The 22,229-nt window shown below is 56.5% G+C and carries 25 protein-coding genes; 15 read left to right on the top strand and 10 right to left on the bottom strand.

What is annotated here, in order from left to right; genetic code table 11:
• Nucleotides 1–228: 228 nt before the first annotated feature.
• The gene (locus tag AUC60_RS18395) at nucleotides 229–1,350 is read left to right on the top strand and encodes a GNAT family N-acetyltransferase (RefSeq protein WP_087270684.1); all 1,122 of its coding nucleotides are present in this window, start codon (nucleotides 229–231) and stop codon (nucleotides 1,348–1,350) included.
• 344 nt (nucleotides 1,351–1,694) lie between these two features.
• On the opposite strand, the gene AUC60_RS18390 is transcribed toward AUC60_RS18395, so the two are convergent.
• From AUC60_RS18390 to AUC60_RS18375, 4 genes are all read right to left on the bottom strand, one after another.
• Nucleotides 1,695–3,527, bottom strand: coding sequence for an ABC transporter ATP-binding protein (locus AUC60_RS18390; RefSeq protein WP_087270681.1), 1,833 nt, complete (start codon nucleotides 3,525–3,527; stop codon nucleotides 1,695–1,697).
• Between the two features lie 112 nt (nucleotides 3,528–3,639).
• The gene (locus AUC60_RS18385; protein WP_087270678.1) at nucleotides 3,640–4,206 is read right to left on the bottom strand and encodes a peptidylprolyl isomerase; all 567 of its coding nucleotides are present in this window, start codon (nucleotides 4,204–4,206) and stop codon (nucleotides 3,640–3,642) included.
• 127 nt (nucleotides 4,207–4,333) lie between these two features.
• Nucleotides 4,334–5,122 (bottom strand): alpha/beta fold hydrolase, encoded by a 789-nt coding sequence (locus AUC60_RS18380; RefSeq protein WP_087270675.1) that lies wholly within the window; start codon nucleotides 5,120–5,122, stop codon nucleotides 4,334–4,336.
• A 13-nt stretch (nucleotides 5,123–5,135) separates the two neighbouring features.
• Nucleotides 5,136–6,059, bottom strand: coding sequence for a LysR family transcriptional regulator (locus AUC60_RS18375; RefSeq protein WP_087270672.1), 924 nt, complete (start codon nucleotides 6,057–6,059; stop codon nucleotides 5,136–5,138).
• Between the two features lie 59 nt (nucleotides 6,060–6,118).
• Between AUC60_RS18375 and AUC60_RS18370 the strand changes: the two genes are divergently transcribed.
• The 6 genes from AUC60_RS18370 to AUC60_RS18345 all read left to right on the top strand — a co-directional run bounded on the left by AUC60_RS18370 (nucleotide 6,119) and on the right by AUC60_RS18345 (nucleotide 11,373).
• Nucleotides 6,119–6,433, top strand: coding sequence for a 3-phosphoglycerate kinase (locus AUC60_RS18370; protein WP_087270668.1), 315 nt, complete (start codon nucleotides 6,119–6,121; stop codon nucleotides 6,431–6,433).
• Between the two features lie 275 nt (nucleotides 6,434–6,708).
• Complete coding sequence (locus AUC60_RS18365; RefSeq protein ID WP_087270665.1) at nucleotides 6,709–7,308, top strand: FMN-dependent NADH-azoreductase; 600 nt, start codon at nucleotides 6,709–6,711, stop codon at nucleotides 7,306–7,308.
• A gap of 254 nt (nucleotides 7,309–7,562) precedes the next feature.
• The gene (locus AUC60_RS18360; RefSeq protein ID WP_087270662.1) at nucleotides 7,563–8,777 is read left to right on the top strand and encodes an aldose 1-epimerase family protein; all 1,215 of its coding nucleotides are present in this window, start codon (nucleotides 7,563–7,565) and stop codon (nucleotides 8,775–8,777) included.
• A 195-nt stretch (nucleotides 8,778–8,972) separates the two neighbouring features.
• Nucleotides 8,973–9,839, top strand: coding sequence for an EamA family transporter (locus AUC60_RS18355; protein WP_087270660.1), 867 nt, complete (start codon nucleotides 8,973–8,975; stop codon nucleotides 9,837–9,839).
• An 81-nt stretch (nucleotides 9,840–9,920) separates the two neighbouring features.
• On the top strand, nucleotides 9,921–10,490 hold the full coding sequence (abiEi, locus tag AUC60_RS18350; RefSeq protein ID WP_238599602.1) for a type IV toxin-antitoxin system AbiEi family antitoxin: 570 nt from the start codon (nucleotides 9,921–9,923) through the stop codon (nucleotides 10,488–10,490).
• Nucleotides 10,477–11,373, top strand: a complete 897-nt coding sequence (locus AUC60_RS18345) for a nucleotidyl transferase AbiEii/AbiGii toxin family protein (protein ID WP_087270657.1) — start codon at nucleotides 10,477–10,479, stop codon at nucleotides 11,371–11,373. Before abiEi ends, AUC60_RS18345 begins: the two co-directional genes overlap by 14 nt.
• 49 nt (nucleotides 11,374–11,422) lie before the next feature.
• On the opposite strand, the gene AUC60_RS18340 is transcribed toward AUC60_RS18345, so the two are convergent.
• Complete coding sequence (locus AUC60_RS18340; protein WP_087270654.1) at nucleotides 11,423–12,694, bottom strand: mechanosensitive ion channel family protein; 1,272 nt, start codon at nucleotides 12,692–12,694, stop codon at nucleotides 11,423–11,425.
• 180 nt (nucleotides 12,695–12,874) lie between these two features.
• On the opposite strand from AUC60_RS18340, the gene AUC60_RS18335 reads away from it, so the two are divergent.
• Together AUC60_RS18335 and AUC60_RS18330 are read left to right on the top strand one after the other, a co-directional pair.
• The gene (locus AUC60_RS18335) at nucleotides 12,875–14,221 is read left to right on the top strand and encodes a DEAD/DEAH box helicase (protein WP_087270651.1); all 1,347 of its coding nucleotides are present in this window, start codon (nucleotides 12,875–12,877) and stop codon (nucleotides 14,219–14,221) included.
• A 198-nt stretch (nucleotides 14,222–14,419) separates the two neighbouring features.
• Nucleotides 14,420–14,815, top strand: coding sequence for a transcriptional regulator (locus tag AUC60_RS18330; RefSeq protein WP_087270648.1), 396 nt, complete (start codon nucleotides 14,420–14,422; stop codon nucleotides 14,813–14,815).
• A gap of 164 nt (nucleotides 14,816–14,979) precedes the next feature.
• Here the strand turns inward: AUC60_RS18330 and AUC60_RS18325 are convergent, their stop codons facing one another.
• The 4 genes from AUC60_RS18325 to AUC60_RS18310 form a co-directional block, all read right to left on the bottom strand.
• On the bottom strand, nucleotides 14,980–15,849 hold the full coding sequence (locus AUC60_RS18325; protein ID WP_087270645.1) for a DUF6279 family lipoprotein: 870 nt from the start codon (nucleotides 15,847–15,849) through the stop codon (nucleotides 14,980–14,982).
• A 63-nt stretch (nucleotides 15,850–15,912) separates the two neighbouring features.
• The gene (locus tag AUC60_RS18320) at nucleotides 15,913–16,638 is read right to left on the bottom strand and encodes a TorF family putative porin (protein WP_087270643.1); all 726 of its coding nucleotides are present in this window, start codon (nucleotides 16,636–16,638) and stop codon (nucleotides 15,913–15,915) included.
• A gap of 144 nt (nucleotides 16,639–16,782) precedes the next feature.
• Nucleotides 16,783–17,295, bottom strand: coding sequence for a hypothetical protein (locus AUC60_RS18315; RefSeq protein WP_087270640.1), 513 nt, complete (start codon nucleotides 17,293–17,295; stop codon nucleotides 16,783–16,785).
• 171 nt (nucleotides 17,296–17,466) lie between these two features.
• Nucleotides 17,467–17,655 carry a hypothetical protein gene (locus tag AUC60_RS18310; protein WP_027898056.1) on the bottom strand — a complete coding sequence of 63 codons (189 nt, stop codon included), beginning with the start codon at nucleotides 17,653–17,655 and terminating at the stop codon, nucleotides 17,467–17,469.
• Between the two features lie 363 nt (nucleotides 17,656–18,018).
• Here AUC60_RS18310 and AUC60_RS18305 point away from each other — a divergent pair, with 363 nt between their 5' ends.
• The gene (locus AUC60_RS18305) at nucleotides 18,019–18,855 is read left to right on the top strand and encodes a CvfB family protein (protein WP_087270638.1); all 837 of its coding nucleotides are present in this window, start codon (nucleotides 18,019–18,021) and stop codon (nucleotides 18,853–18,855) included.
• A 117-nt stretch (nucleotides 18,856–18,972) separates the two neighbouring features.
• Nucleotides 18,973–19,374: a DUF2177 family protein gene (locus AUC60_RS18300; RefSeq protein ID WP_087270636.1), complete on the top strand. Its 402-nt coding sequence runs from the start codon at nucleotides 18,973–18,975 to the stop codon at nucleotides 19,372–19,374.
• Between the two features lie 222 nt (nucleotides 19,375–19,596).
• Here AUC60_RS18300 and AUC60_RS18295 read toward each other — a convergent pair whose 3' ends face one another.
• Nucleotides 19,597–19,977 carry a hypothetical protein gene (locus tag AUC60_RS18295; protein ID WP_087270633.1) on the bottom strand — a complete coding sequence of 127 codons (381 nt, stop codon included), beginning with the start codon at nucleotides 19,975–19,977 and terminating at the stop codon, nucleotides 19,597–19,599.
• A 1-nt stretch (nucleotide 19,978) separates the two neighbouring features.
• Between AUC60_RS18295 and AUC60_RS27885 the strand changes: the two genes are divergently transcribed.
• The 4 genes from AUC60_RS27885 to def all read left to right on the top strand — a co-directional run bounded on the left by AUC60_RS27885 (nucleotide 19,979) and on the right by def (nucleotide 22,191).
• On the top strand, nucleotides 19,979–20,152 hold the full coding sequence (locus AUC60_RS27885; protein WP_158099139.1) for a hypothetical protein: 174 nt from the start codon (nucleotides 19,979–19,981) through the stop codon (nucleotides 20,150–20,152).
• 75 nt (nucleotides 20,153–20,227) lie between these two features.
• A complete protein-coding gene (locus AUC60_RS18290) occupies nucleotides 20,228–20,419 on the top strand; it encodes a CsbD family protein (RefSeq protein WP_087270630.1) in 192 nt (63 codons plus the stop codon).
• 221 nt (nucleotides 20,420–20,640) lie between these two features.
• Complete coding sequence (locus AUC60_RS18285; RefSeq protein WP_087270624.1) at nucleotides 20,641–21,603, top strand: YihY/virulence factor BrkB family protein; 963 nt, start codon at nucleotides 20,641–20,643, stop codon at nucleotides 21,601–21,603.
• Nucleotides 21,604–21,651: 48 nt separating this feature from the next.
• On the top strand, nucleotides 21,652–22,191 hold the full coding sequence (def, locus tag AUC60_RS18280) for a peptide deformylase (protein ID WP_087270621.1): 540 nt from the start codon (nucleotides 21,652–21,654) through the stop codon (nucleotides 22,189–22,191).
• Nucleotides 22,192–22,229: the final 38 nt, after the last annotated feature.

The raw sequence follows: 22,229 nt of genomic DNA, 5'->3' as shown, positions 1-22,229 counted from the left end.
TGAAGAAACCGCCCCATAGGCAGGGCGTGTGGGGTTAGTACCCCCGGTTCTAAAAACAGGCGCCAGTATCGCGACGGGTTATTACAGAAAGGTGGCATAACGATGGCATGTCAGTGACATTTAAAAGTCTGTAACCCGCGAGATAGAGCCTTCGCCACGGAGATGGATGAACATTGTTGATTGATGAGGGATACTGCCGCGTCGTCCGACTCAGTTGGGGAAGTCCGCATGCCCGTCCAGATCGCTAACCTTGAAAACGTCGTGCCTGCTCAATGGGACGCACTGGTTCCGGGTGGTCAGCCGTTCGTTCGCCATGCCTTTCTCAGTGCGCTGGAAGACAGCGGCAGCCTTGGACCGCGCTCGGGTTGGCAGGCGCAACACTTGCTCAATTACCAGAACGGTGAGCTGGTTGCGGCAATGCCTGCTTACCGCAAGTGGCATTCCTACGGCGAGTATGTGTTCGATCACAGCTGGGCTGACGCATGCCGCCGTGCAGGTATCGCGTATTACCCCAAGTTGCTGGTGGCGGTGCCGTTCAGCCCGGTGAGTGGCGCAAGGATTTTGTCGGCCTCGCCTGAGGCTGGCATCGAATTGCTCAATGCTGTGCCGGGCTATCTTCAGGATCAGCAACTTTCCAGCGCTCACGTTAACTTCACGGATTCACTGGCTGATGCGTTTCTGGACGAGCAACCCGGTTGGCTGCAGCGTTATGGCTGCCAGTTTCATTGGCAAAACCGTGGCTATCGGGACTTTCAGGACTTCCTCGACGCGCTGAGTTCGCGCAAGCGCAAGCAGATGCGCAAAGAGCGCGAACAGGTGGCGGGGCAGGGCATCGAGTTCGACTGGCTGGAGGGCCATCAGCTTAGTGAGCTGTTGTGGGATTTCGTCTACGCCTGCTACTCCAATACCTATGAGATTCGTGGGCAGTCGCCTTATCTGACCCGTGAGTTCTTCAGTCTGTTGGCCGAGCGGATGCCCGAGGCCATTCGGGTGGTGCTGGCGCGACAAGGCACACGGCCGGTGGCCATGGCGTTCAGCCTGTTGGGCGGTGACAGTTTTTATGGGCGCTATTGGGGATGTCTGGCGGAGTTTGACCGCCTGCATTTCGAAACATGTTTCTATCAGGGCATGGACTACGCTATCGCCCACGGTCTGAAGCGCTTCGATGCAGGCGCGCAGGGTGAGCACAAATTGATTCGCGGCTTCGAACCGGTGATCACTCGCTCATGGCACTACTTGACCCATGCCGGGCTCAAGGAGGCGGTGAGTGATTTTCTTGATCAGGAAAGGGTTGGCATCCTGGCCTATGCCGAAGATGCCAAAGGCGCATTGCCGTATCGGCAGGCTTGATACGCCAAACCTGTGCCAGCCGAGCTTGTGTTGTCCGCAAAGTGACGTGGGACCGGCTTTAGCCGGGAAAGCGATGTTTCTGACGACACATTTCAGTGACTGTACGGGCCTCTTCCCGGCTAAAGCCGGTCCCACGTCATAGCACCAATACCTGAGATTGCGCAGACCAAACTCGGCTCCCATCAAACAGAATGCAACCTGCTGGATTGAAATGCATTTTCTGTAGGAGCTGCCGGAGGCTGCGAAGCATCCATCCTGACGCACCGCGATCGCAGCCTTTCGGCGGCTCCTACAGGTCGATGTTTGCCGCGAGACAGCGCGGTGCCATGGGCACCGTGCCAGCCTCAATCAATCCCGACAAATCCGCCCGTCTGGTGCTGCCACAGCCGCGCATACAACCCACCGTGCGCCAGCAGTTCGGCATGAGTACCGCTTTCAGCAATGCGGCCGTTTTCCAGTACGACCAGCCGGTCCATTCGGGCGATCGTCGATAGGCGGTGGGCGATGGCGATCACGGTCTTGCCCTGCATCAGCGTTTCCAGACTTTCCTGAATGGCCGCTTCGACTTCCGAATCCAGCGCAGAAGTGGCCTCGTCCATGATCAGAATCGGCGCATCCTTGAGCAGTACCCGAGCGATAGCGATGCGTTGGCGTTGGCCACCTGACAGCTTCACTCCACGTTCCCCCACCTGCGCATCAAAGCCCACACGTCCTTCGGAATCCGTCAGCAACGGGATGAACTCATCCGCTCGAGCCTTGCGTACCGCTTCCCAGAGTTGCTCATCAGTCGCTTCAGGTCTGCCGTACAACAAGTTGTCGCGAATCGAGCGATGCAGCAGCGACGTGTCTTGAGTGATCATGCCGATCTGTTCGCGCAGGCTCTCTTGAGACACGTGAGAAATGTCCTGGTCGTCGATCAGAATTCGCCCATCCTGCACGTCATACATGCGCAGCAGCAGGTTGACCAGCGTTGACTTGCCTGCACCCGACGGGCCGATCAAGCCGATTTTTTCGCCCGGTTTAATGTCCAGGTTCAGGCCATGGATGATCCCGTTACCATTGCCATAGTGGAAATCCACGCCGTCAAATTTCACGCCGCCTTTGTCTACGTTCAAGCGCGGTGCAGGCTTGCGATCGGTGACGCTGACCGGCTGGGAAATGCTCGCCAGACCGTCCTGCACCATGCCGATATTTTCGAAGATGCCGTTTACAACCCACATGATCCAGCCGGACATGTTGACGATTCGAATCGCCAGACCGGTGGCCAGCGCAATGGCGCCGACCGAGATCAGCGACTGCGTCCACAGCCACAACGCCAGGCCGGTGGTCGTAACGATCAGCACGCCGTTCATGCTGGTGATCACGGTATCCATGGCGGTCACCACGCGACCGGCCAATTGGGTTTTTTCGGTCTGCTCGACGATGGCTTCCCGGGCGTACTGTTGTTCGTAATTGGTATGAGCGAACAGCTTCAGGGTGGTGATGTTGGTGTAGCCGTCAACGATGCGGCCCATGAGTTTGGAGCGTGCGTCGGAGGACACCACCGAGCGTTCTTTCACGCGCGGGACGAAGTAGCAAAGCGCGGCAATATACGCAGCAATCCACAGCAACAGCGGGATCATCAGGCGCCAGTCTGCTTCGGCGAACAACACCAGGGCGCTGATGGCGTAGATCAACACGTGCCAAAGCGCATCCACGGCCTGAACGGCAGAGTCGCGCAATGAGTTGCCGGTTTGCATGATGCGTTGAGCGATGCGCCCCGCGAAGTCATTCTGGAAGAACCTCACGCTTTGCTTGAGTACATAGCTGTGGTTCTGCCAGCGAATCATGCTGGTCATGCCGGGGCTGATGGTTTGATGCACGAGCAGGTCGTGCAGGCCGACGAAAATCGGGCGTAACACCAGGGCAACCACGGCCATCCAGATGAGCTCGTTGGCGTGAATGCTGAAGAAATCTTTGTCGGGCGTGCCTTGGGCCAGATCGATGATGCGGCTCAGATAACTGAACATCGCGACTTCGATCAACGCGCCAATCAAGCCGACGACTAACAGTGCGGCGAAACTTGGCCAGACCTGACGCAGGTAGTAGATGTAAAAGGCCAGGACTTTGTTGGGTGGTGCGTCGGTGGGGGCGTCTCGGAAGATATCGATCAGTTTTTCAAAACGACGATAGAACATTGGCAATGATGCCCACGAGTTAGGCGGGCTCTCCTTACTGAGCGGATATTCCCCTCATCGGACCGCACGAAATCAGGAATGCTTAAACTGATTTCATGCGGTGCGCCTGAGATTATTCGACGCGCTTGGCAGACTTGATATAGATCGGGTCGAGAGGGACGTTCTGCATGCCTTGCTTGTTGCCGGACTGGGCGTTGACGATCTGGTCGACGACGTCCATGCCCTTGACCACTTTGCCGAACACCGCGTAACCGAAATCGCGCACGCCGTTGTCGAGCATGGCGTTGTCCGCAGTATTGATGAAGAACTGGCTGGTGGCCGAATTGACCTGCGAGGTGCGGGCCATGGCTACGGTGCCACGGACGTTATGCAGGCCGTTATTGGCTTCGTTCTTGATCGGGTCTTTGGTTTGTTTCTGCATCATTTGTGCAGTGAAGCCGCCGCCCTGAGCCATGAAGCCCGGGATCACACGGTGGAAAATCGTGTTGTTGTAGAAACCGCTGTCGACATAGCCGAGGAAGTTCGCGGTGCTGATCGGCGCTTTCTGGTCTTCGAGCTGGATTTCAATCGCGCCGAAGCTGGTGTCGAGCACGACGTGGGTCGGCTTGGCAGGTGTTGCAGCCATGAGGTTAGCGGCGAACAGCACGGAGCAGGCGGCGATGGCGATTTTTTTCAGCATGGGTCAGTTGATCCTGATTGATGGTTTCGACTGCGATCGATAATGCAGACACATGAAGCGATGCAGGCTGCAAGGTAATCACGTTTGGCTTTTTTTGCCCAGCGTGAATGCTCTTCAGGCATTCACGTCAGGCCTGTGCCGCATCGATGAACTCCAGCGCGATGCGATTGAATTCCTCGGGGTGCTCCAGCGGTGTTGCATGGCGCGAGTTATTGATCACCACCAGACGCGCATTGGGGATCAACCTCACATAAGCCTCCTTGAGCGAGACGGGCGTGTAATCCCGGTCTGCGCTGATGACCAGCGTCGGGCAGGTGATCCGCGACAGTTTGTGCTCGACACCCCAGCCGACAATGGCATTGAAGCTGGCCAGATAAGCGCGCTTGTCGTTCTGCGCAAAACGTTCGGCCATGCGCTGGCGTAATTGTGCATGCTCGGGCTTGGGGAACAGGTTCTGGCCCACCGCGTTGCCCAGTGTCTGCATGCCCAGCAAGCGCGCCAGTGCCCAGCGTTTGCTGTACTGCCATACGTCGTTGGCGCTGCGTACTTTGACCTGTGGTGCGCTATTGACGATGCATAAGCTTTTCAGCAGATGGGGATGATCCACCGCCAGCTGGAAGCCGATCATTCCACCCATGGACAAACCGAGTACATGCACCGGCCCCAGATTCAGGTGTTCGATCAGCGCTTCGACATCGGCGCTGAACCCACGAATGCTGTAGCGCTCGCGCGGTTTGTCGGAGCGCCCGTGACCTCGCATGTCCATGGCAATGACGCGATAACGGGCGGCAAACGCCGGGATCTGATATTCCCAGTCTCGGCAGCTTGAGCCCAGGCCATGTAACAGCAGCAGCGGTGGGCCCTGGCCATACTCTTCGTAATGCAGCGAGCAGCCATCATGTGCGAAATGAGCCATGGACCGTTCCTTGTCAGGCTTGTTGTGGTGCGGCGAACGCGGCGGTCAGCGGCGCAGTGTCAAAGGTGCGGATCAATTCGATAAGAATTTGCGTCGCTGGCCCCAGTGGTTTGTCCTTGCTGGAGTAAAGATAGAAGATCGGGTTGCGACTGCCACCTTTGTCCATCGGCAAGGCCTTGAGTACACCCTCGCGCAGTTCGCGTTCGATCAGGTGACGCGGCAACCAGGCAAAGCCTAGACCACTGCTGACAAAAGTCGCGGCGGTTGCGAGGCTACCCACTGTCCAGCGCTGTTCAGCACCCAGCCAGCCAACGTCCCGCGGTTGTTGGCGGCCAGAGTCACGGATGACGACCTGCAGTTGGGTTTCCAGGTCCTGGAAGTTCAGCTCCCGATGCAGTTGATGCAGTGCATGTTCCGGGTGCGCGACGGCGACGAACTCCACGTTACTCATTTCAGTACCCAGATAGCCGGGGATACTGAAACTGCTGATTGCCAGATCGGCCACGCCTTCAAGCAATACTTCTTCTACCCCGGACAACACCTCTTCGCGCAGCCTGACGCGGCAACCGCGGCTTTGCGGCATGAAGGCCGTCAACGCCCGGACCAGTCTTGCGTTGGGGTAAGCGGCGTCTACTACCAATCGCACTTCGGCTTCCCAGCCTTGCTCCATGTGGTGTGCCAGGTCTTCGAGCTGACTGGCTTGTTTGACCAACTGCCGCGAGCGGCGCAGCAGTACGCCACCGGCTTCGGTCAGCACCGCTTTGCGCCCGTCAATACGCAACAGCGGCACGCCAAGCTGCTCCTGCATCCGCGCGACGGTGTAGCTGACGGACGATTGCGAGCGGTGCAGCACTTCGGCTGCCTGGGCAAAGCCACCATGATCGACCACGGCCTGCAAGGTTCGCCATTGATCGAGGGTGACGCGGGGGGCTTTCATGTGGTGCTCCTCTTTTGTAGCGCTTTATCCTAATCTGCAATCCCTTCTGGAGACTGCCGATGAACAGAATCTGTTGTGTATTGCTGGCGCTGCTGCCTTTGACGGCCTGGGCTTATCCCATCGAAGTGGAGAAAAGCTACGAGGGCGTTCAAGTCGACTACACCGCCCACGATACTTTTTACGACACCGGCTCCATCACCGTGAACAACTACGGCGATGTCGATGCCAAGTGCAGTGTGGTGTTTCGCAATGGCCCCGAAGCGCCTCGCACCCGACGCATTACCGTGGCCGCAAAAAAAAGTGCGGACGTCACCGCCAAGTTCAACCGCAGCATCATCAAGCTGCGCATCAGTCTTACCTGTAAAGCCGAATAACCGCCAACACCCGATTTGTGGATTGGGATGCATCCCCTTGTGGGAGCCGAGCTTGCTCGCGATAAGGCTGGACGCGATCTAAAGTGAGCCGTGTCCAGCCTTATCGCGAGCAAGCTCGGCTCCCACAGAGATTTGGCGCGATTCCAGAGTAAACGAGCTTTAGAACAAAACAAATTATTAGATGTTTTGAAGCAGATTTTTACGCTTTTTAATCGATATGGTCCTGTTTAACCTTCACTCCATCGAACACGTATTTCTCGTTGAAGCTACAGATCATGTCCCGCGTCCTCATCATCGAAAGCAGCGCCCGTCAGCAAGATTCGGTTTCCCGCCAATTGACTCAGCAGTTCATCGGCCAATGGCGAGCAGCGCATCCGGCTGATCAGGTGACGGTTCGCGATCTGGCTCAGGACCCGGTGCCGCATCTGGATTCCACGTTGCTGGGCGGCTGGATGAAGCCCGTCGATCAGCGCTCTGCCACCGAACAAGCCGCGCTGGAGCGCTCCAATCTGCTGACGGATGAATTGGTCGCAGCGGATGTTCTGGTGCTCGCCGCGCCGATGTACAACTTTGCAATCCCGAGCACGCTCAAAGCCTGGCTCGACCATGTGCTGCGTGCCGGTGTGACGTTCAAATATGGCGAAACCGGTCCGCAGGGCCTGTTGGTCGGCAAACGCGCCATCGTCCTCACCGCTCGCGGCGGTATCTACGCCGGTAGCAGCCTGGATCATCAAGAACCGTACTTGCGTCAGGTGCTGGGTTTCATCGGTATCCACGACGTCACCTTCATTCACGCTGAAGGCTTGAACATGGGCGGTGACTTCGTCGAGAAGGGCATGAACCAGGCCGTCGCCAAGCTGGCTCAAGTGGCCTGATCTGAAGTACTGCTGCACGCTTTATTGAATCGACTTCCCCTTGGCACCGCCCGCTCCTGGGTGCATGGCCCGATAGATCCCCGTTTTGGGAGGTCATCGGGCTTTTTTCTTTTGCGCGTTTCTCAGCGGCGACTTTGTCTGAATTGCGTTTCTTGTTTTTGCTGTTTTGACTAGACTCGTTCGTTAGCTGAATCGATTAACCCGATTCAGCCTTATGCTGCAGCGAATCCAATAATTCCAATAAGGACTACCCCATGAAACCTCTTGCCTGGCTTTTCGGCCTCAGCGCAATTGCCGTCGCTACACAGGCTGCCGCCTGGGACTATGTGCTGCTCGACACCGACAAACCCGCTCAGCATCAGCAAATCACCAGCGCTCAGCTTGGCCTGAAAATCGACAAGCCCTTTTCGATCACGATGCGCACCCTGCACGGCGGTCGGCAGGAAGGCGTCAGTGTGATTGATATTGATAACGGCACGATGAAGCTTTCGGTGGTGCCCACTCGCGGCATGAACGTTTTGCAAGCGTCCGTGGGTGACGTGCGCATGGGTTGGGATTCGCCGGTGAAAGACATCGTCAATCCAGCCTTTATCGAGCTTAACGGTCGTGGCGGGCTGGGCTGGCTGGAGGGGTTCAACGAGTTGGTGACCCGCTGCGGTTATGAATGGGTCGGGCATCCGGGGATGGATAACGGCGAATTGCTGACCCTTCACGGCCGTGCCGCGAACATTCCGGCGAGTAAGGTGACGTTGCACATCGACGAAAAACCGCCCTATGCGATCCGTCTCAAAGGTGAGCTGAAGGAACAGGCGTTCAAGAAAGTCGATTTCTCGGTTCAGACCGAACTGGTCACTGACGCTGGCAGCACCCGCTTCACCCTCAATGACACGTTGACCAATAACGGGGACTACCCGAAGGAATATCAGGCGCTGTATCACAGTAACTTCAGCACGCCGTTCCTCGAGCAGGGCGCTCGTTTCGAGGCGCCGGTGAAGCAGGTGTCGCCGTTCAACGAGAAGGCCAAGGGTGATCTTGCCGACTGGCAAACCTACCGTGCGCCAACCCCCGACTACGATGAAACCGTTTATAACGTTGTGCCTTATGGCGATGCCAAGGGCGAGACCCTTGCGGTCCTGCACAACAAGGGCGGTAGCCTGGGCGTGTCGCTGGGCTTCAATACCCAGCAGTTGCCGGTGTTCTCACTGTGGAAAAACACCGACACCAAAGGGCAGGGTTACGTGACAGGGCTGGAGCCGGGCACAAGCTTCTCCTACAACCGCCGCTACCAACGGCCCTTGAATCTGGTGCCGACGATTGGTCCCAAGGAGCAACGCCAGTTTGAGATCAGCTACAGCTTGTTAGCCGACAAAGCAGCAGTCGATACCGCGCTGGGCAAGGTCAAGGATATCCTGGCGGGACGTGCGACTGAGGTGCGTCAGGAACCGTTGGTGGATTTATCCAAGGAGTAAGCCTCGTCAGGCGGGCAGATGTGTTTTCTGCAGCGGCGCACGAACAACGCGAGGCCGCGATAGCGTTTTCCTGATACACCGCCATCGCGGCCTCGCGTTGCTCGTGCGCTCCTGCATGGATGGGATTTGCCCGGGCTTTGTGGACACCGCTGACACCAACCCGTTAAGGTCGCCGCCTTCAACGGGGGAGCATTCATGGGTTATCTACTTATCGTGACGCTGATTCAGGCGTTTTCATTCAGCCTGATCGGCGTTTTTCTGGCAGGGCACGTCGACAGCTACTTCGCCGTGTTGATCCGCGTGGTACTGGCCGGGCTGGTCTTTATCCCGCTGACTCAGTGGCGTCGGGTGGAACCGGGTTTCATGCGCGGTATGCTGGTCATCGGCGCGCTGCAATTCGGCATCACTTATGTGTGCCTGTATCTGAGCTTCCGGGTGCTGACCGTGCCGGAAGTCCTGCTGTTTACCATCCTCACCCCATTACACGTCACGCTGATCGAAGATGCCCTCAATCGACGTTTCAACCCGTGGGCCTTGGTGGCCGCACTGGTTGCTGTGCTGGGCGCAGGCGTGATTCGTTGGGACGGCATCGACGGCAACTTCCTGGGCGGTTTCCTGTTGCTGCAAGTGGCCAACTTTACTTACGCCGCAGGCCAGGTGCTGTACAAACACCTGGTCGCCCGTTACCCCAGCGACCTGCCGCATTACCGGCGCTTCGGCTACTTCTACCTTGGCGCATTGATCATCGCCTTGCCCGCGTTCCTGATGTTCGGCAACCCGCAACGGTTGCCAGACGCAGCGGATCAATGGGCAGTGCTGCTGTTCCTCGGATTTTGCTCCACGGCGCTGGGCATGTATTGGTGGAACAAAGGAGCGTGCCTGGTCAACGGCGGCACTCTGGCAGTGTTCAACGTTCTGCATGTGCCGGTCGGGCTGCTGATCAACCTGCTGATCTGGAATCAGGACGAACCCCTGGGGCGTCTGGCTTTTGGCGGGGTACTGATTCTGGTGTCGTTGTGGGTGAGTCGGTTAGGGCTTGCACGCAGGCATGTTTTGAGCTGATGCATGTCTGAGGGGCTGAGATCATTGCCGCTGACTCAACGGTAAGTTACATTTGTTGAAACCTTCTGTTGAGTCCGTAGCATGGCTACTCCCTTCGATGCGCTTCAACCCATGCGACGATTGATCCAGCGTCTGACTCAATTCGCGACTCCCGAGCGCTATCTTTTTACGCCCGATGATCTGAGGGCAATAGTCCCCGACATTTCTTTGGGAGCGTATAAAACCCTATTAAGCCGGGCTTCCTCAGATGGATACCTGTCCCGCGTCTGCCGCGGGCTGTATCTGTTTGAACCTGCCAAACCCGACTCTGGTCTTGTTTTATTTCATGCAGCCGCCAGGATTCGGGCCCAGCAGTTTAATTACATCAGCCTGGAAACAGTGCTGAGCGACGTCGGGGTCATCTCACAAATCCCGATCCAGTGGATCACGCTGATGTCTTCGGGGCGTAGCAGCACGATCTCATGTGGCAAGTGGGGCAGCATTGAGTTTGTACATACCCGCCAAACGCCACAGACCCTCGTAGGCCATATTCATTACGACGCAGCCTGCCGATTATGGCGAGCGTCGCCAAGGCAGGCGCTGCGCGACATGAAAGCCGCGAAACGGAAAATGGATCTGATCGACTGGAGTGTCGCTGATGAGCTTATTTGACGAGCTGGTGAACGAAGCGCTCAAGAACAGGCAGGACCTCGCACCGTTGCGCGTGGTGGTTGAAAAAGAATTATTGCATCACGACATCATGCTGGCACTGAGCTCCGCCGGGATGCTCGCCACGTTGACCTTTATTGGCGGGACCTGCCTTCGCGCCTGTTATGGTTCGAATCGTTTAAGTGAGGACCTGGACTTTACTGGCGGTGCCGATTTCAGCCGCCAAAGTCTGGCCGAGCTGGCGCGGGTACTTATCTCAAGCCTTGAGACCAAATATGGACTTGAGGTCCAGATCAGCGAGCCTGTTCGCGAGGAGGGCAATGTTGATACCTGGAAGCTGAAAATCCAGACAAGGCCTGGGCGCAGGGATTTGCCCGCGCAGCGAATCAACATTGATGTGTGCTCAATCCCCAGCTACCAGCCTCAGCCAATGCTGTTGCTCAATCCGTACGGCGTCGATATGGGCACCAGCGGTTTGATACTTCAGGCCGAGACACGCGAAGAAATTTACTCTGACAAAATCGTGGCTTTTGCTCTACGTCCCAACAAGATCAAAAATCGTGACCTGTGGGATATGGTCTGGTTGCGTCAGCAGAACGTAATCCCGGCATTCCCACTGCTAGCCAGTAAGCTGCGTGACCATAAGTGCGAAGTAGCGGCTTTTTTGACCTTGCTGAAAGAGCGTATCGATTTGCTGGATAGCGATCCGGTTGTGGCAACGGATTTTCGCAAGGAGATGACCCGCTTTCTGCCCTCTCAGTTGGTCTTGCAAACGGTAAATGATCCTGCCTTTTGGGCTTTTCTTGTGACGCATATTCGCAGTCTATATGTACCCGTAGAGCAGGCCTTGATCGGGGATGCCTCCTCCGCCAGTTTTAAAATGTAATCCCGGTGGCAAAAGTGGTCAGCTGTGGAGCTGACCACTTTAACGGTTGTCATGGCGTCTGCGCTTCTGCGTGTCCCGCCAAACCCACCCGCATATCCGACCCGCTCGGCTGCTGATAAACGCCAAGCCCGAACTCCGGCAGCACCGCCAGCAGATAATCGAAGACATCACCCTGAATGCGTTCGTAATCGGCCCACACGGTGGTGCGGGTGAAGCAGTAGATTTCCAGCGGCACGCCTTGGGAGGTGGCTTCGAGCTGGCGGACCATGCAGGTCATGTCCGGGTGAATGTCGGGATGGCTTTTCAGGTACGCCAGTGCGTAAGCGCGGAAGGTGCCGATGTTGGTCATGCGTCGGCGGTTGGCAGATAGCGCTGCGACGTTGCCCTGAGCCTGATTCCAGGCGAGTAGTTCGGCCTGTTTGCGGCTGATGTAATCAGTCAGCAGGTGCACCTGGCTGAGCTGCAACTCCTCATCGTCACGCACGAAGCGCACGCCGCTGGCGTCGATGAACAGGCTGCGCTTGATACGTCGCCCGCCGGATTGCTGCATGCCGCGCCAGTTTCTGAACGACTCGGACATCAGGCGCCAGGTCGGAATGGAAACGATGGTCTTGTCGAAGTTCTGCACCTTGACCGTGTGCAAGGTGATGTCCACCACATCGCCATCGGCGCCGACCTGAGGCATTTCGATCCAGTCACCGACCCGCAGCATGTCATTGCTGGTCAGTTGCACGCTGGCCACGAACGACAGCAACGTGTCTTTGTAGACCAACAAAATCACTGCCGACATGGCACCCAGACCGGAAAGCAGCAATAGCGGCGAACGGTCGATCAAGGTCGCGACGATGATGATCGCGGCAAAGATATACAGAATCATCTTCGCCAGTTGCACATAGCCTTTGATCGAGCGGGTGCGGGCGTGAGTTGTGCGGGCATAAATATCGAGCAGGGCGTTCAGCAGCGTACCGATGGCCAGCGTCATGAACAGAATGGTGAACGCCAGAGCGATGTTACCGATGACGTTTTGACCCGTTTTGCTGAGGTCAGGTACCAGATTCAGGCCGAACTGGATGACCAGCGAGGGGACCATTTGGGCCAGGCGATGGAAGACCTTGTTGTGGCGTAAGTCATTGATCCAGTGCAATGCGGGTTGGCGGCCCAGTATTTTCGTGGCGTGAAGGACCAGAAAGCGCGCCAGCCGCCCGGCGACCAGTGCGACGATCAATAGCAACAACAGCCCGAGGCTGGCATGCAGGACGGGATGCTGATCCAGGACGGCCCAGAGTTCCTGGGCACGGCGCCATAACGATTGAATATCCATGGGGTGTCTGAAAATCCTCAAGAAAAAAGCGCGGCAATTAGAACATTCATGGGCCTGATAAAGGGCTACGTTGGTAAATTGCGTAACAAAATCGGCCGTTGGTAGTAAAGAAACTCGGCTCGGGCGCGCGAAACCGTTACGCTATGCGCCGTATTTTTGTATTTCGTCGAGGTAACACCCGTGTTTTCCCAATTCGCCCTGCATGAACGCCTGCTTAAAGCCGTGGCCGAGCTTAACTTTGTCGAGCCGACGCCAGTGCAAGCTGCGGCCATACCTCTGGCGCTGGAAGGGCGTGATCTGCGGGTGACGGCGCAAACCGGTAGCGGCAAGACTGCTGCATTCGTATTACCAATCCTCAATCGTCTGATGGGCCCGGCCAAGGTTCGCGTCGACATCCGTGCCGTGATCCTGCTGCCGACTCGTGAGCTGGCGCAGCAGACCCTCAAGGAAGTTGAGCGTTTCTCGCAATTCACTTTCATCAAGTCCGGCCTGATCACCGGCGGTGAAGACTTCAAGGTGCAGGCTGCCATGCTGCGCAAGGTGCCGGATATTCTGATCGGTACCCCAGGCCGTTTGCTGGAGCAACTGAACGCCGGCAACCTGGACCTGAAAAACGTTGAAGTACTGGTTCTCGACGAAGCCGACCGCATGCTGGACATGGGTTTCTCCGAAGACGTCGAGCGTCTGGCGAATGAGTGCGCCAACCGTCAACAGACCCTGTTGTTCTCGGCCACCACCGGTGGTGCCGGCCTGCGCGAAATGATCAGCAAAGTGCTGAACAATCCGCAGCACTTGCAAGTCAACAGCGTCAGCGAGCTGGCTTCCGGTACGCGTCAGCAGATCATCACCGCGGATCACAATAGCCACAAAGAGCAGATCGTGCACTGGCTGCTGGCCAACGAGACGTATCAGAAGGCGATTATCTTCACCAATACCAAAGCCCTGGCTGACCGCCTTTATGGTCGTCTGGTGGCGTTGGACTACAAAGCCTTCGTGTTGCACGGCGACAAGGATCAGAAAGACCGCAAGGCCGCTATCGACCGTCTGAAACAGGGCGGCACCAAGGTGCTGGTGGCGACCGACGTCGCAGCGCGTGGTCTGGATGTGGAAGGTCTGGATCTGGTGATCAACTTCGACATGCCACGCAGTGGTGATGATTATGTGCACCGTATCGGCCGAACCGGTCGTGCGGGTGCAGAAGGCCTGGCGATCTCCTTGATCTGCCACGGCGACTGGAACCTGATGTCCAGTGTCGAGCGTTACCTCAAGCAGAGCTTCGAGCGTCGTACCATCAAGGAAGTCAAAGGCAGCTATGGCGGGCCGAAAAAGGTCAAGGCTTCAGGCAAGGCAGTTGGTGTGAAGAAGAAAAAGACCGACGCCAAGGGCGACAAGAAAAAAACCGGCGCCAAGGCACCGACCAAACGCAAAATAGCCAACCGCCCGAAGACCGATGCCCTGTCGCTGGTCAGCAAAGACGGCATGGCCCCGCTGAAAAAGCGCAAGACGGAAACGCCTGCGGCTGAGTAAACCCCGCCCGCAATTCTCGCGCAGGAGCGGCTTGAGCTGGTCCTGCGCTGAGAGTCCTGATCCATACTCTCCTCCATCCAATCACCACCGGGCGGCTTCGGCTGAACGGGGCGCGTCAGCACCTGTCACACGTTCAGCTGCAAGCCTGATGACGAGATGTCACAGGCGGCTCACCCACGTTGACTGGAGGTAATAACAATGGACAAGCCTTATGACTGGGATCTCGTTGAACGCCTGTTGCATGAAGTGCAGAACAGCGCCGACGACACCTTCAAGCCCCGCAAATACGCAGAAGAACATGCGGCCGCGTCTGCCGCGGCAGGTGAGCCAGTAGGTAATCTGGATCACCTGAAAGCAATTGCCGGTGAATACGAGAAACTGCTGCTGGATCGTGGATTTATCGAATCGCGTCCGGAAAAAGAGGGCGGTAACGGCGAAAACTTCGTCCTGACCCCGCTTGGTGCCCGGTTGCTGGCGCTGATCGACAGCAGCATCCCCGGCAATGATCACCCGCGTCAGGTGCTGGACGAGCAGCACGACGCCCTTGATCCCGCGACCTTTGAAGAGGTTGCTGCCAAAGCGCAGATTGCTTGAGGCATGCCTGCAAGCCGCTGAATTGAAACGCACCCCTGTAGGAGTGAGCTTGCTCGCGATAGCGGTTCGCCTGTCATGTATTTCGTGACTACCTGACCACGATCGCGAGCAAGCTCACTCCTACAGGGCCCAAGTATGGCGAATAGAGTGCATGCTCGACAGATTCAGCTCGCTTGAGCCGCCTTCAAACAGCTCAAATCGGTAAAGTCTTTTCTGGTGTCGGCGATCTTGCTCAACAGGCGTTGGCGCTGTTCTGGCGTGCTTTGCGCCATCAGGTCCACCAGCAACGAGATTGCCGCTTGCTCGGTCCGGTCGTAGGCTTCGCGGTACTCAGGTGTCCAGAAGGTCTCGCGGTCCTGCAGCAGTTTGGCAATTCTGTCGGGGAAATCCGGCGCTTTGCGGTTCTGCACTGTGGCCACAAACAGCTTTTGCCAATTGGCCCGGTTATCAAGCCAGGCCCGATTCTGTTCGCCCAGTGATGCCGACCAGCTCTGGATGCGCTGCAGCTGAGCCTGGTTAAGTTTCCCCATCCACGGGCTCAAGCGTTTCTCCATGCGTTCGGCGCGATCACTGATCTGCCTGGGCAGCGGTTCTTTGAGGAATTCATTCTCGCGTTTACGCTGGTCCTTGGCGAAGGCGTTCTGCATCTCCAGGACTTGCTTGTCATCCAGTTGGGCAAGCAGCTCGACGGCCGAAGGGGTGATCTGTCGTGATATCTGCCCGATCGCCAGCTTGGCCTCATCAGTGCGCGCTTGCAGTTGATCTGACGTGACCTGATTGGTCTCTACCATCCGTTGCAGGCGGTCCAGCCATCCCAGATAGCCTGGCAACTGAGTCGTGCAGTGCCAGCTCAAATGCTCTTTGAGGCGCTCATCAAACCAGTCTTTTTGCGAAGCATTCATCTCCAGATAATCGCTGAGCGACCATGGAATGATGATGTCCAGATTACGATAAGCCAACCCGATTCGGGTGCAGCCACCGAGGATGAACAGCGCCATCAACAATGAAATGAAGGCTTTGTACGGGGTGCGCATAACGACTCCTCAGTGGACCTGCCTGTTTGTGTAGAGCGGGTCCAAGAGTAGCAGTTCACTGAATCAGAAAAATGAGCGCACGGCCTTGAGGGTGAAGGTGCCTTCGCAGTTGGCATTGTGCCCGCTGTAGGCGCTGCAATCATTGCCGGTCAGGCTGGAGCCGCTGTAGATCAGGTTCATGTCGACACCCAGCCATGGCCGCGACAGGTTCAGCGACCAGTCATTGAAGCTGGTGACCATGCTGCCGTCCGATATTTGCTGCGGAGCATCGTATTGGTGATTGGCGTACTGCATGCGGATGCCCAACCCCAGTTGTTCGATGCCGCCCAGATCGACGATCAGGGTGCTGTCGCGGCGGCCGATGTCATTGCTGAAAGCTGCGCCGATGCGGCTGTCGAGGATTCGCAGACCTGCATAAAACTCGTGGGTGTCTATCTGGCTGGTGTCTGGGTAGCTGTAGCGGATCATGCCCAACTCATAACCGAGTGTCTGATCGAACGGCTTCTTGAAACCCATGTAGGAGTCGACTTCCAGCGTGCTGTCTTCGGTGACACCGGCGTTGGGTGACCATTGGCCAAAGTAAAAGCCGCTTTCGTGGGTCAGATCGAGCCCGCCGTGGAATGAACCCGAGCCACTCTGCGTGACCAGACCCTGGGCCATGCTACGCGTCGGCGAAGTGCCCAATTTAAGGCTGAAGTCTCCCAACTCCCGCTCAATCACTTGGGCAGATGCGTGCGGACAAACAATCAGGGCGCTTACGGCAAGCGCGCAATGGCGAAAATTGAGCATCGTGCTCACTCCTTCATGTTACGGAGGGGGCAGGTTGAAATGGCCATAGGCCCAGTAGGAACAGCAGGGGAACCGCGATCTAGAGCCTCGCAGCATACCTACGAAAGTCGTAGAGCGAAGACCGTTCGTCGATCCGCAGGGGAATCAGTTCGAAGCAGTCGCCTGAGCTGACGGGATGATCAAGCTGCGAATGACCACCAACGCCTGATCAAACGAGGGGTAGCCGCTTTTCGCAACATCCAGCTCTGCGTACTCGGCGCGGTACGCTTCGGATTTCTTTTGATCGGTCATGCTGAGTTGCTGTGAGAGCAGCGCAATGGCCAGCGGATGCTTGTGGCTTGCGGCGTCTTCGAGCAATTCGATTACACGGGGTTGGTCCGATTGCTGGCGAATCAATAGCACCGCCAGGTAAAACTCGGCTTCACCCGATGCATCATTCATCCCTGCCCGGCGAAGCATGGCTTCGGCCAGTTCATAGTTCTCCCGGTCGGCTTCACTGATCAACAGTTTGGCTTGCAGCATATCGTTCTGATAGAGCAATTGCTCTGCGCGACAGTCGCTACCCGCAGGGTGGCCGTCGTCAGAAACGGTATTGCAGTTGTGAGATGCACAACCCGTCAGGTAAATCAGTGCGCCGAACAGCATCCAGTTCTTCATTCGTGCATTCCGCAAAGGCTGGCTTCAAGACATCATCCTGCCCGTCGTCGAGCCACTAGGCAATGGGGTCTTGCAGTCAGGTTGAAACGGTTGTGTGCAACGAAGATTAGCAAGCTCTGGCGCCTTGGGAGTCAAGACGCATAGAGATCGACAACTGGAGCGGGGAGAGGATTACTTTTTGCCGAGGGTGATCTGTTTGGACGGGCCGAAGGTCTGGCCGCTGACGCCTTTTGCAATTTGCTGAATTTCGCCGCCGGACTTAAGGAAAGCAGCAATCTGGGCGTTGATCGAGTCGCTCGTTTCAACGGCTGGAGCTGGCTTTGCTTTCGAGTTGGATGCTTTTACGCGCATGGCTGCCATTAACCTATATAAACTTGATACGGCCAGCAATGGTACACGAATGGCTTGACAATTGCTTGGGAAATATCCCCTTAAACCTTGGGCGTAATTATCCGGAATCTGCCGCTAAATAATTATTAATGTCGGGCTAAGCGGTTGTTTTAATTGATAAGTTATTTCTGTAATTATTTTTCGCTGGCTGGAAAAACAGCTTTTAAATCCCCCGTGCATCTGACGAATGGAGCGCATGGCGGGCTCATCGCCATCAGGCAAATATCTGATTTTTCTGACCTTTTCGAATGCGGGGTGCAGCGACATTCTGCGTCAGCATCATTGCCCGCAAACTCGGGTAGAATGCCGCCCACGTAATGAGGGTATTTGCACATGGCTTTAATCGGGCGTTACAACAGCTTGCAAGTGGTTAAACACACTAACTTCGGTCTGTATCTGGATGGTGGGGCGGACGGCGAAATTCTGCTGCCTAACCGTTATATCCCCAAAGACATTCCCAGCGAAGATGAAGACTGGCTCAACGTTTTCATTTATCTGGACAGCGAAGACAAGCTGCTGGCCACCACAGAAAAACCCAAGGTTCAGGTCGGTGAGTTCGCCAGTCTGAAGGTGGTTGAAGTCAACAGCATCGGCGTTTTCCTCGATTGGGGCCTGCCCAAAGACTTGCTGCTGCCTTACTCCGAAGAGAAACGCACGTTGCAGGCCGGTGATTACTGCGTGGTGCATGTCTATCTGGACAAACACACCCGCCGCATCACCGCGACGGCACGTCTGGATCGCTATCTGGACAAGACACCGGCCAGCTACAGCGTGGGTCAGGAGGTTGACCTGCTGGTGGCAGAAGCGACCGACATGGGCTTCAAGGCGATCATCAACAATAAGCACTGGGGCCTGATTCACAAGAATGAGGTCTTCAAGTTCATGCGCGCCGGCAAGCAAGAGAAGGGCTACATCAAGGAAATCCGCACTGACGGCAACATCAGCCTGAGCCTGCAGCCCGTGGGCGAGCAAGCGGCCAGCAGCCTGAACAGCAAGATTCTCGGCAAGCTGAAAGAAAACAACGGTGTGTTGCCGGTCAGTGACAAGAGCGATCCGCAGGTCATCAGCAACCTGTTTGGCGTCAGCAAAGGCAATTTCAAGAAAGCCATTGGCGCGCTGTACAAACAAGGCCAGATCGTGATCCACGCAGACCGCATCGAGCTGGTCTGACGTTCATCGGTTAAAGCGGGAGCGACGGATCGTTCCTGCTCCGCATGAGGTCCAACCGGTCAGCGCTCATCAGGGCGTTGCGCTCAATGCGGATCAACTCAGACAAGGACGCCCTTCATGAAAAGAACCCTCACGGCTTACTTCAGCATCTTGCTGACCTTTCTGATTGTGGACGGTATATGGCTGGGCTTGCTGATGGGGCCGACTTATCGGGCATGGCTGGGGCCGTTGATGCTCGACAAGCCGGTGATTGCTCCCGCCGTGGTTTTTTACCTTCTGTACGCAGCCGGGTTGCTGGTGTTGGCGGTTCAGTCAGGGCTGCGAAGAAACAGTATCAGCCATGTCGCAAAGCGCAGCGCCTTTCTTGGACTGGTGGCTTACGGCACCTATGACCTGACCAACTGGGCCACGCTGCAAGGCTGGCCTGCGCAGTTGGCACTGGTGGATCTGGCGTGGGGAACGTTTGCGTCGGCGGTGGCGGGGACGGTCGGTTTTTTGGTTGCTCGACGGGTAGCTTGATTCCTGGCGTAGAAACCCGACTGAAATGCTATTGCTGTAGACGCACTCCACTCGTCCAGACGCCGCGCTGTCGCGTAGCAGACACAGGTTCTGTAGGAGCGCACGAGCACCGCGAGGCCGCGATAGCGGTGGATCAGGCAGAACGCTATCGCGGCCTCGCGGTGCTCGTGCGCTCCTACTAGACAATGTTTGTTGCGCGACAGCTTTATGCAGCTCAAAGCATCAGGGCTGCAGAAAACCCGAAAAACTCAATCCCGCACCCAGCGGCCGTACATCCTTCAAATACGAATCCTTATCGGCGCTCAGTTCCAGGCTGACAGTGGATTTGCGCTGGCCTTTATTGCGGATCACCAGACCTTCCATGTGATCACGCAAAAATACCGTCGTGACTTTCAAGTGCAGCAGTTGATCGCTGCTCGGCGTGTACAGCAGCAGGTGCATCCATTCGTACTGACCCACCGCCAGACGCGGTACCGGCAGGTCGAACCACCAGATGTTCTTGTTGGTGTTCAACGTGGCGAAGTGGGTGTTGTTGGTACCCAGCACGGCACCGCCCAGTTCCTGGTTGCGGCGTGCGATGGCCTGCTTTTTATCGAGTTTCATAATGTTCCTGCGGATCGTTGTCTTCAGCGCGACGAGCGTTGCCCGGCGCAGCCGGATTGCGTTGCGCATTCTCGTGGGTTGCCGCGCAAACTTAAAGGCAAAGTTTTTCTGCTCCCGTTTTTATGCGCCAGCAGGCAAGCAGACGAACGGCTATGACGCTGGTGAAAATAGTTGAAACTCCCCGCAAATGAGTCGGGTCAATCATTACGTCGAGGCGATGACCTCTCATTGATTCTGCGGAGTAAAACCTATGAGCAGCACTGGCGATAAAGTTAAAGGCATGGCTAACGAAGCAGTCGGTAACGTCAAGCAAGGCGTGGGTAAGGCGACTGACAACTCCAAGCTGAAAGCTGAAGGCAAGGCGCAGGAAATCAAAGGCGAAGCCCAGCAAGCCAAAGGCAAAGCCAAAGACGCTGTGAAAAAAGGCGTTGATAAGGCGTAAGCCGATTATCCAGGTTAATCCTGGCGTTGAGTCACGGCCATCTTCGGATGGCCGTTGTCATTTTTACCCTTCCAGAATCGAGGTTTTGAAACCTTTTTCAGGCGCTCCAGTCCACTCAATTAAGGTAAAACGCCATTATCTGCGAACAGCTTGTGTCAGAGGCGCAGTACCCATCAATGTGAATGTGTAAGCTGCGTCAGTTATGTAGCGAAGGAGACGCCATGATTTTCCCGGAATTGCGCCAACTGCCACTGGGCAAGGTGATGGTTCGTACGGTCAGCGAGTTTCTCGATGACGAGATGTCCACCTACGCGTCGGCGTTGGCCTACCAGATGTTGTTTTCGCTGTTTCCTTTCTTGCTGTTCTTGATCGCGCTTATTGGCTTTCTGCATCTGCCCGACTTCTTCTCCTGGCTGCGCCTGCAGTCGGAACTGGTCCTGCCGCCTCAGGCGCTGGAGCAAGTCAATCCGGTCATTGATCAATTGCAGCAATCCAAAGGTGGACTGCTTTCGATTGGTATCGTCATCGCGCTGTGGACTGCCTCGGCGGGCGTGCGCTTGATGATGAGCGCCATGAACGCTGCGTACGATGTGGTCGAAGCGCGCCCGGTCTGGAAACGCATTCCGCTGTCGGTGGCGTACACCATCGGCATCGCCATGATGATGCTGGCGGTTGCTGCATTGATGGTGACAGGGCCGCAAGTGATGAACTGGATCGCCGCACAAATCGGCATGGAAGAGTTCATCGTGACGCTCTGGACCATCCTGCGCTGGCCGCTGATCGTCATCCTGCTGATGGTGGCTGTGGCGTTGATTTACTACGTCATGCCGGACGTGAAGCAGGAGTTTCGCTTCATCACCCCCGGCTCTGTGCTGGCGGTGGTGGTTTGGATACTCGCTTCGCTGGGGTTCGGCTATTACGTCAAGACGTTTGCTGACTACAACGCCATGTACGGCAGCATCGGGGCGATCATTGTCCTGCTGCTGTATTTCTACATCTCGGCAGCGGTGCTGTTGCTGGGTGCTGAGATGAATGCAGTGGTCGAGCACATGTCCGCTGAAGGCAAGGACAAGGGTGAAAAAGTAGAAGGTGATGGTGCTATTGAGTCCACTGAGAAACAGCACGTTTCCGGTCTGGGTCGTGATCATTCCCTTCCACTGCCTGCCAAGGCGGGGGAATCCTGAACACGACTGTGGCAGGATGACGTTTTTCCAACACGGAGCCCGGCCCGCATGATCCGCCCTATTTTGAAAATGGGCGATGAGCGTCTCTTGCGCATCGCCCCACCTGTGCCTCAATCGATGTTCGGCAGCGCCGAGCTCAAGACCCTCATCGCCGACATGTTTGAAACCATGGAAAGTGTGGGTGGTGTTGGCCTGGCAGCGCCGCAGATAGGCGTTGACCTGCAATTAGTGATTTTCGGGTTTGAGCGCAGCGAGCGGTATCCGGACGCTGAAGCCGTGCCCCAGACGATCCTGCTTAATCCTGTGATTACGCCTTTGCATCCTGCCGTTGAAGAGGGGTGGGAAGGGTGCCTGTCCGTGCCGGGTTTGCGTGGCGTGGTCAATCGCTTTCAAAGCATTCGCTACGAAGGCTTTGACCCGGACGGCCAACCGATCCAGCGCGAAGCCTTTGGCTTTCACGCCCGGGTGGTTCAGCACGAATGTGATCACCTGATTGGCCGCCTTTATCCCTCGCGCATTACCGATTTCAGCAAGTTCGGCTTCATGGACGTGATGTTCCCGGATATGGACCCGAATGCGGATGAGTGAGTCTTCGGTAGAGTGGATTCGCTTTCTGTAGGAGCGCA

The sequence above is a fragment of the Pseudomonas caspiana genome, from assembly GCF_002158995.1.
GTDB lineage: Bacteria > Pseudomonadota > Gammaproteobacteria > Pseudomonadales > Pseudomonadaceae > Aquipseudomonas > Aquipseudomonas caspiana.
This window is presented reverse-complemented; position numbering and strand designations above follow the sequence as displayed.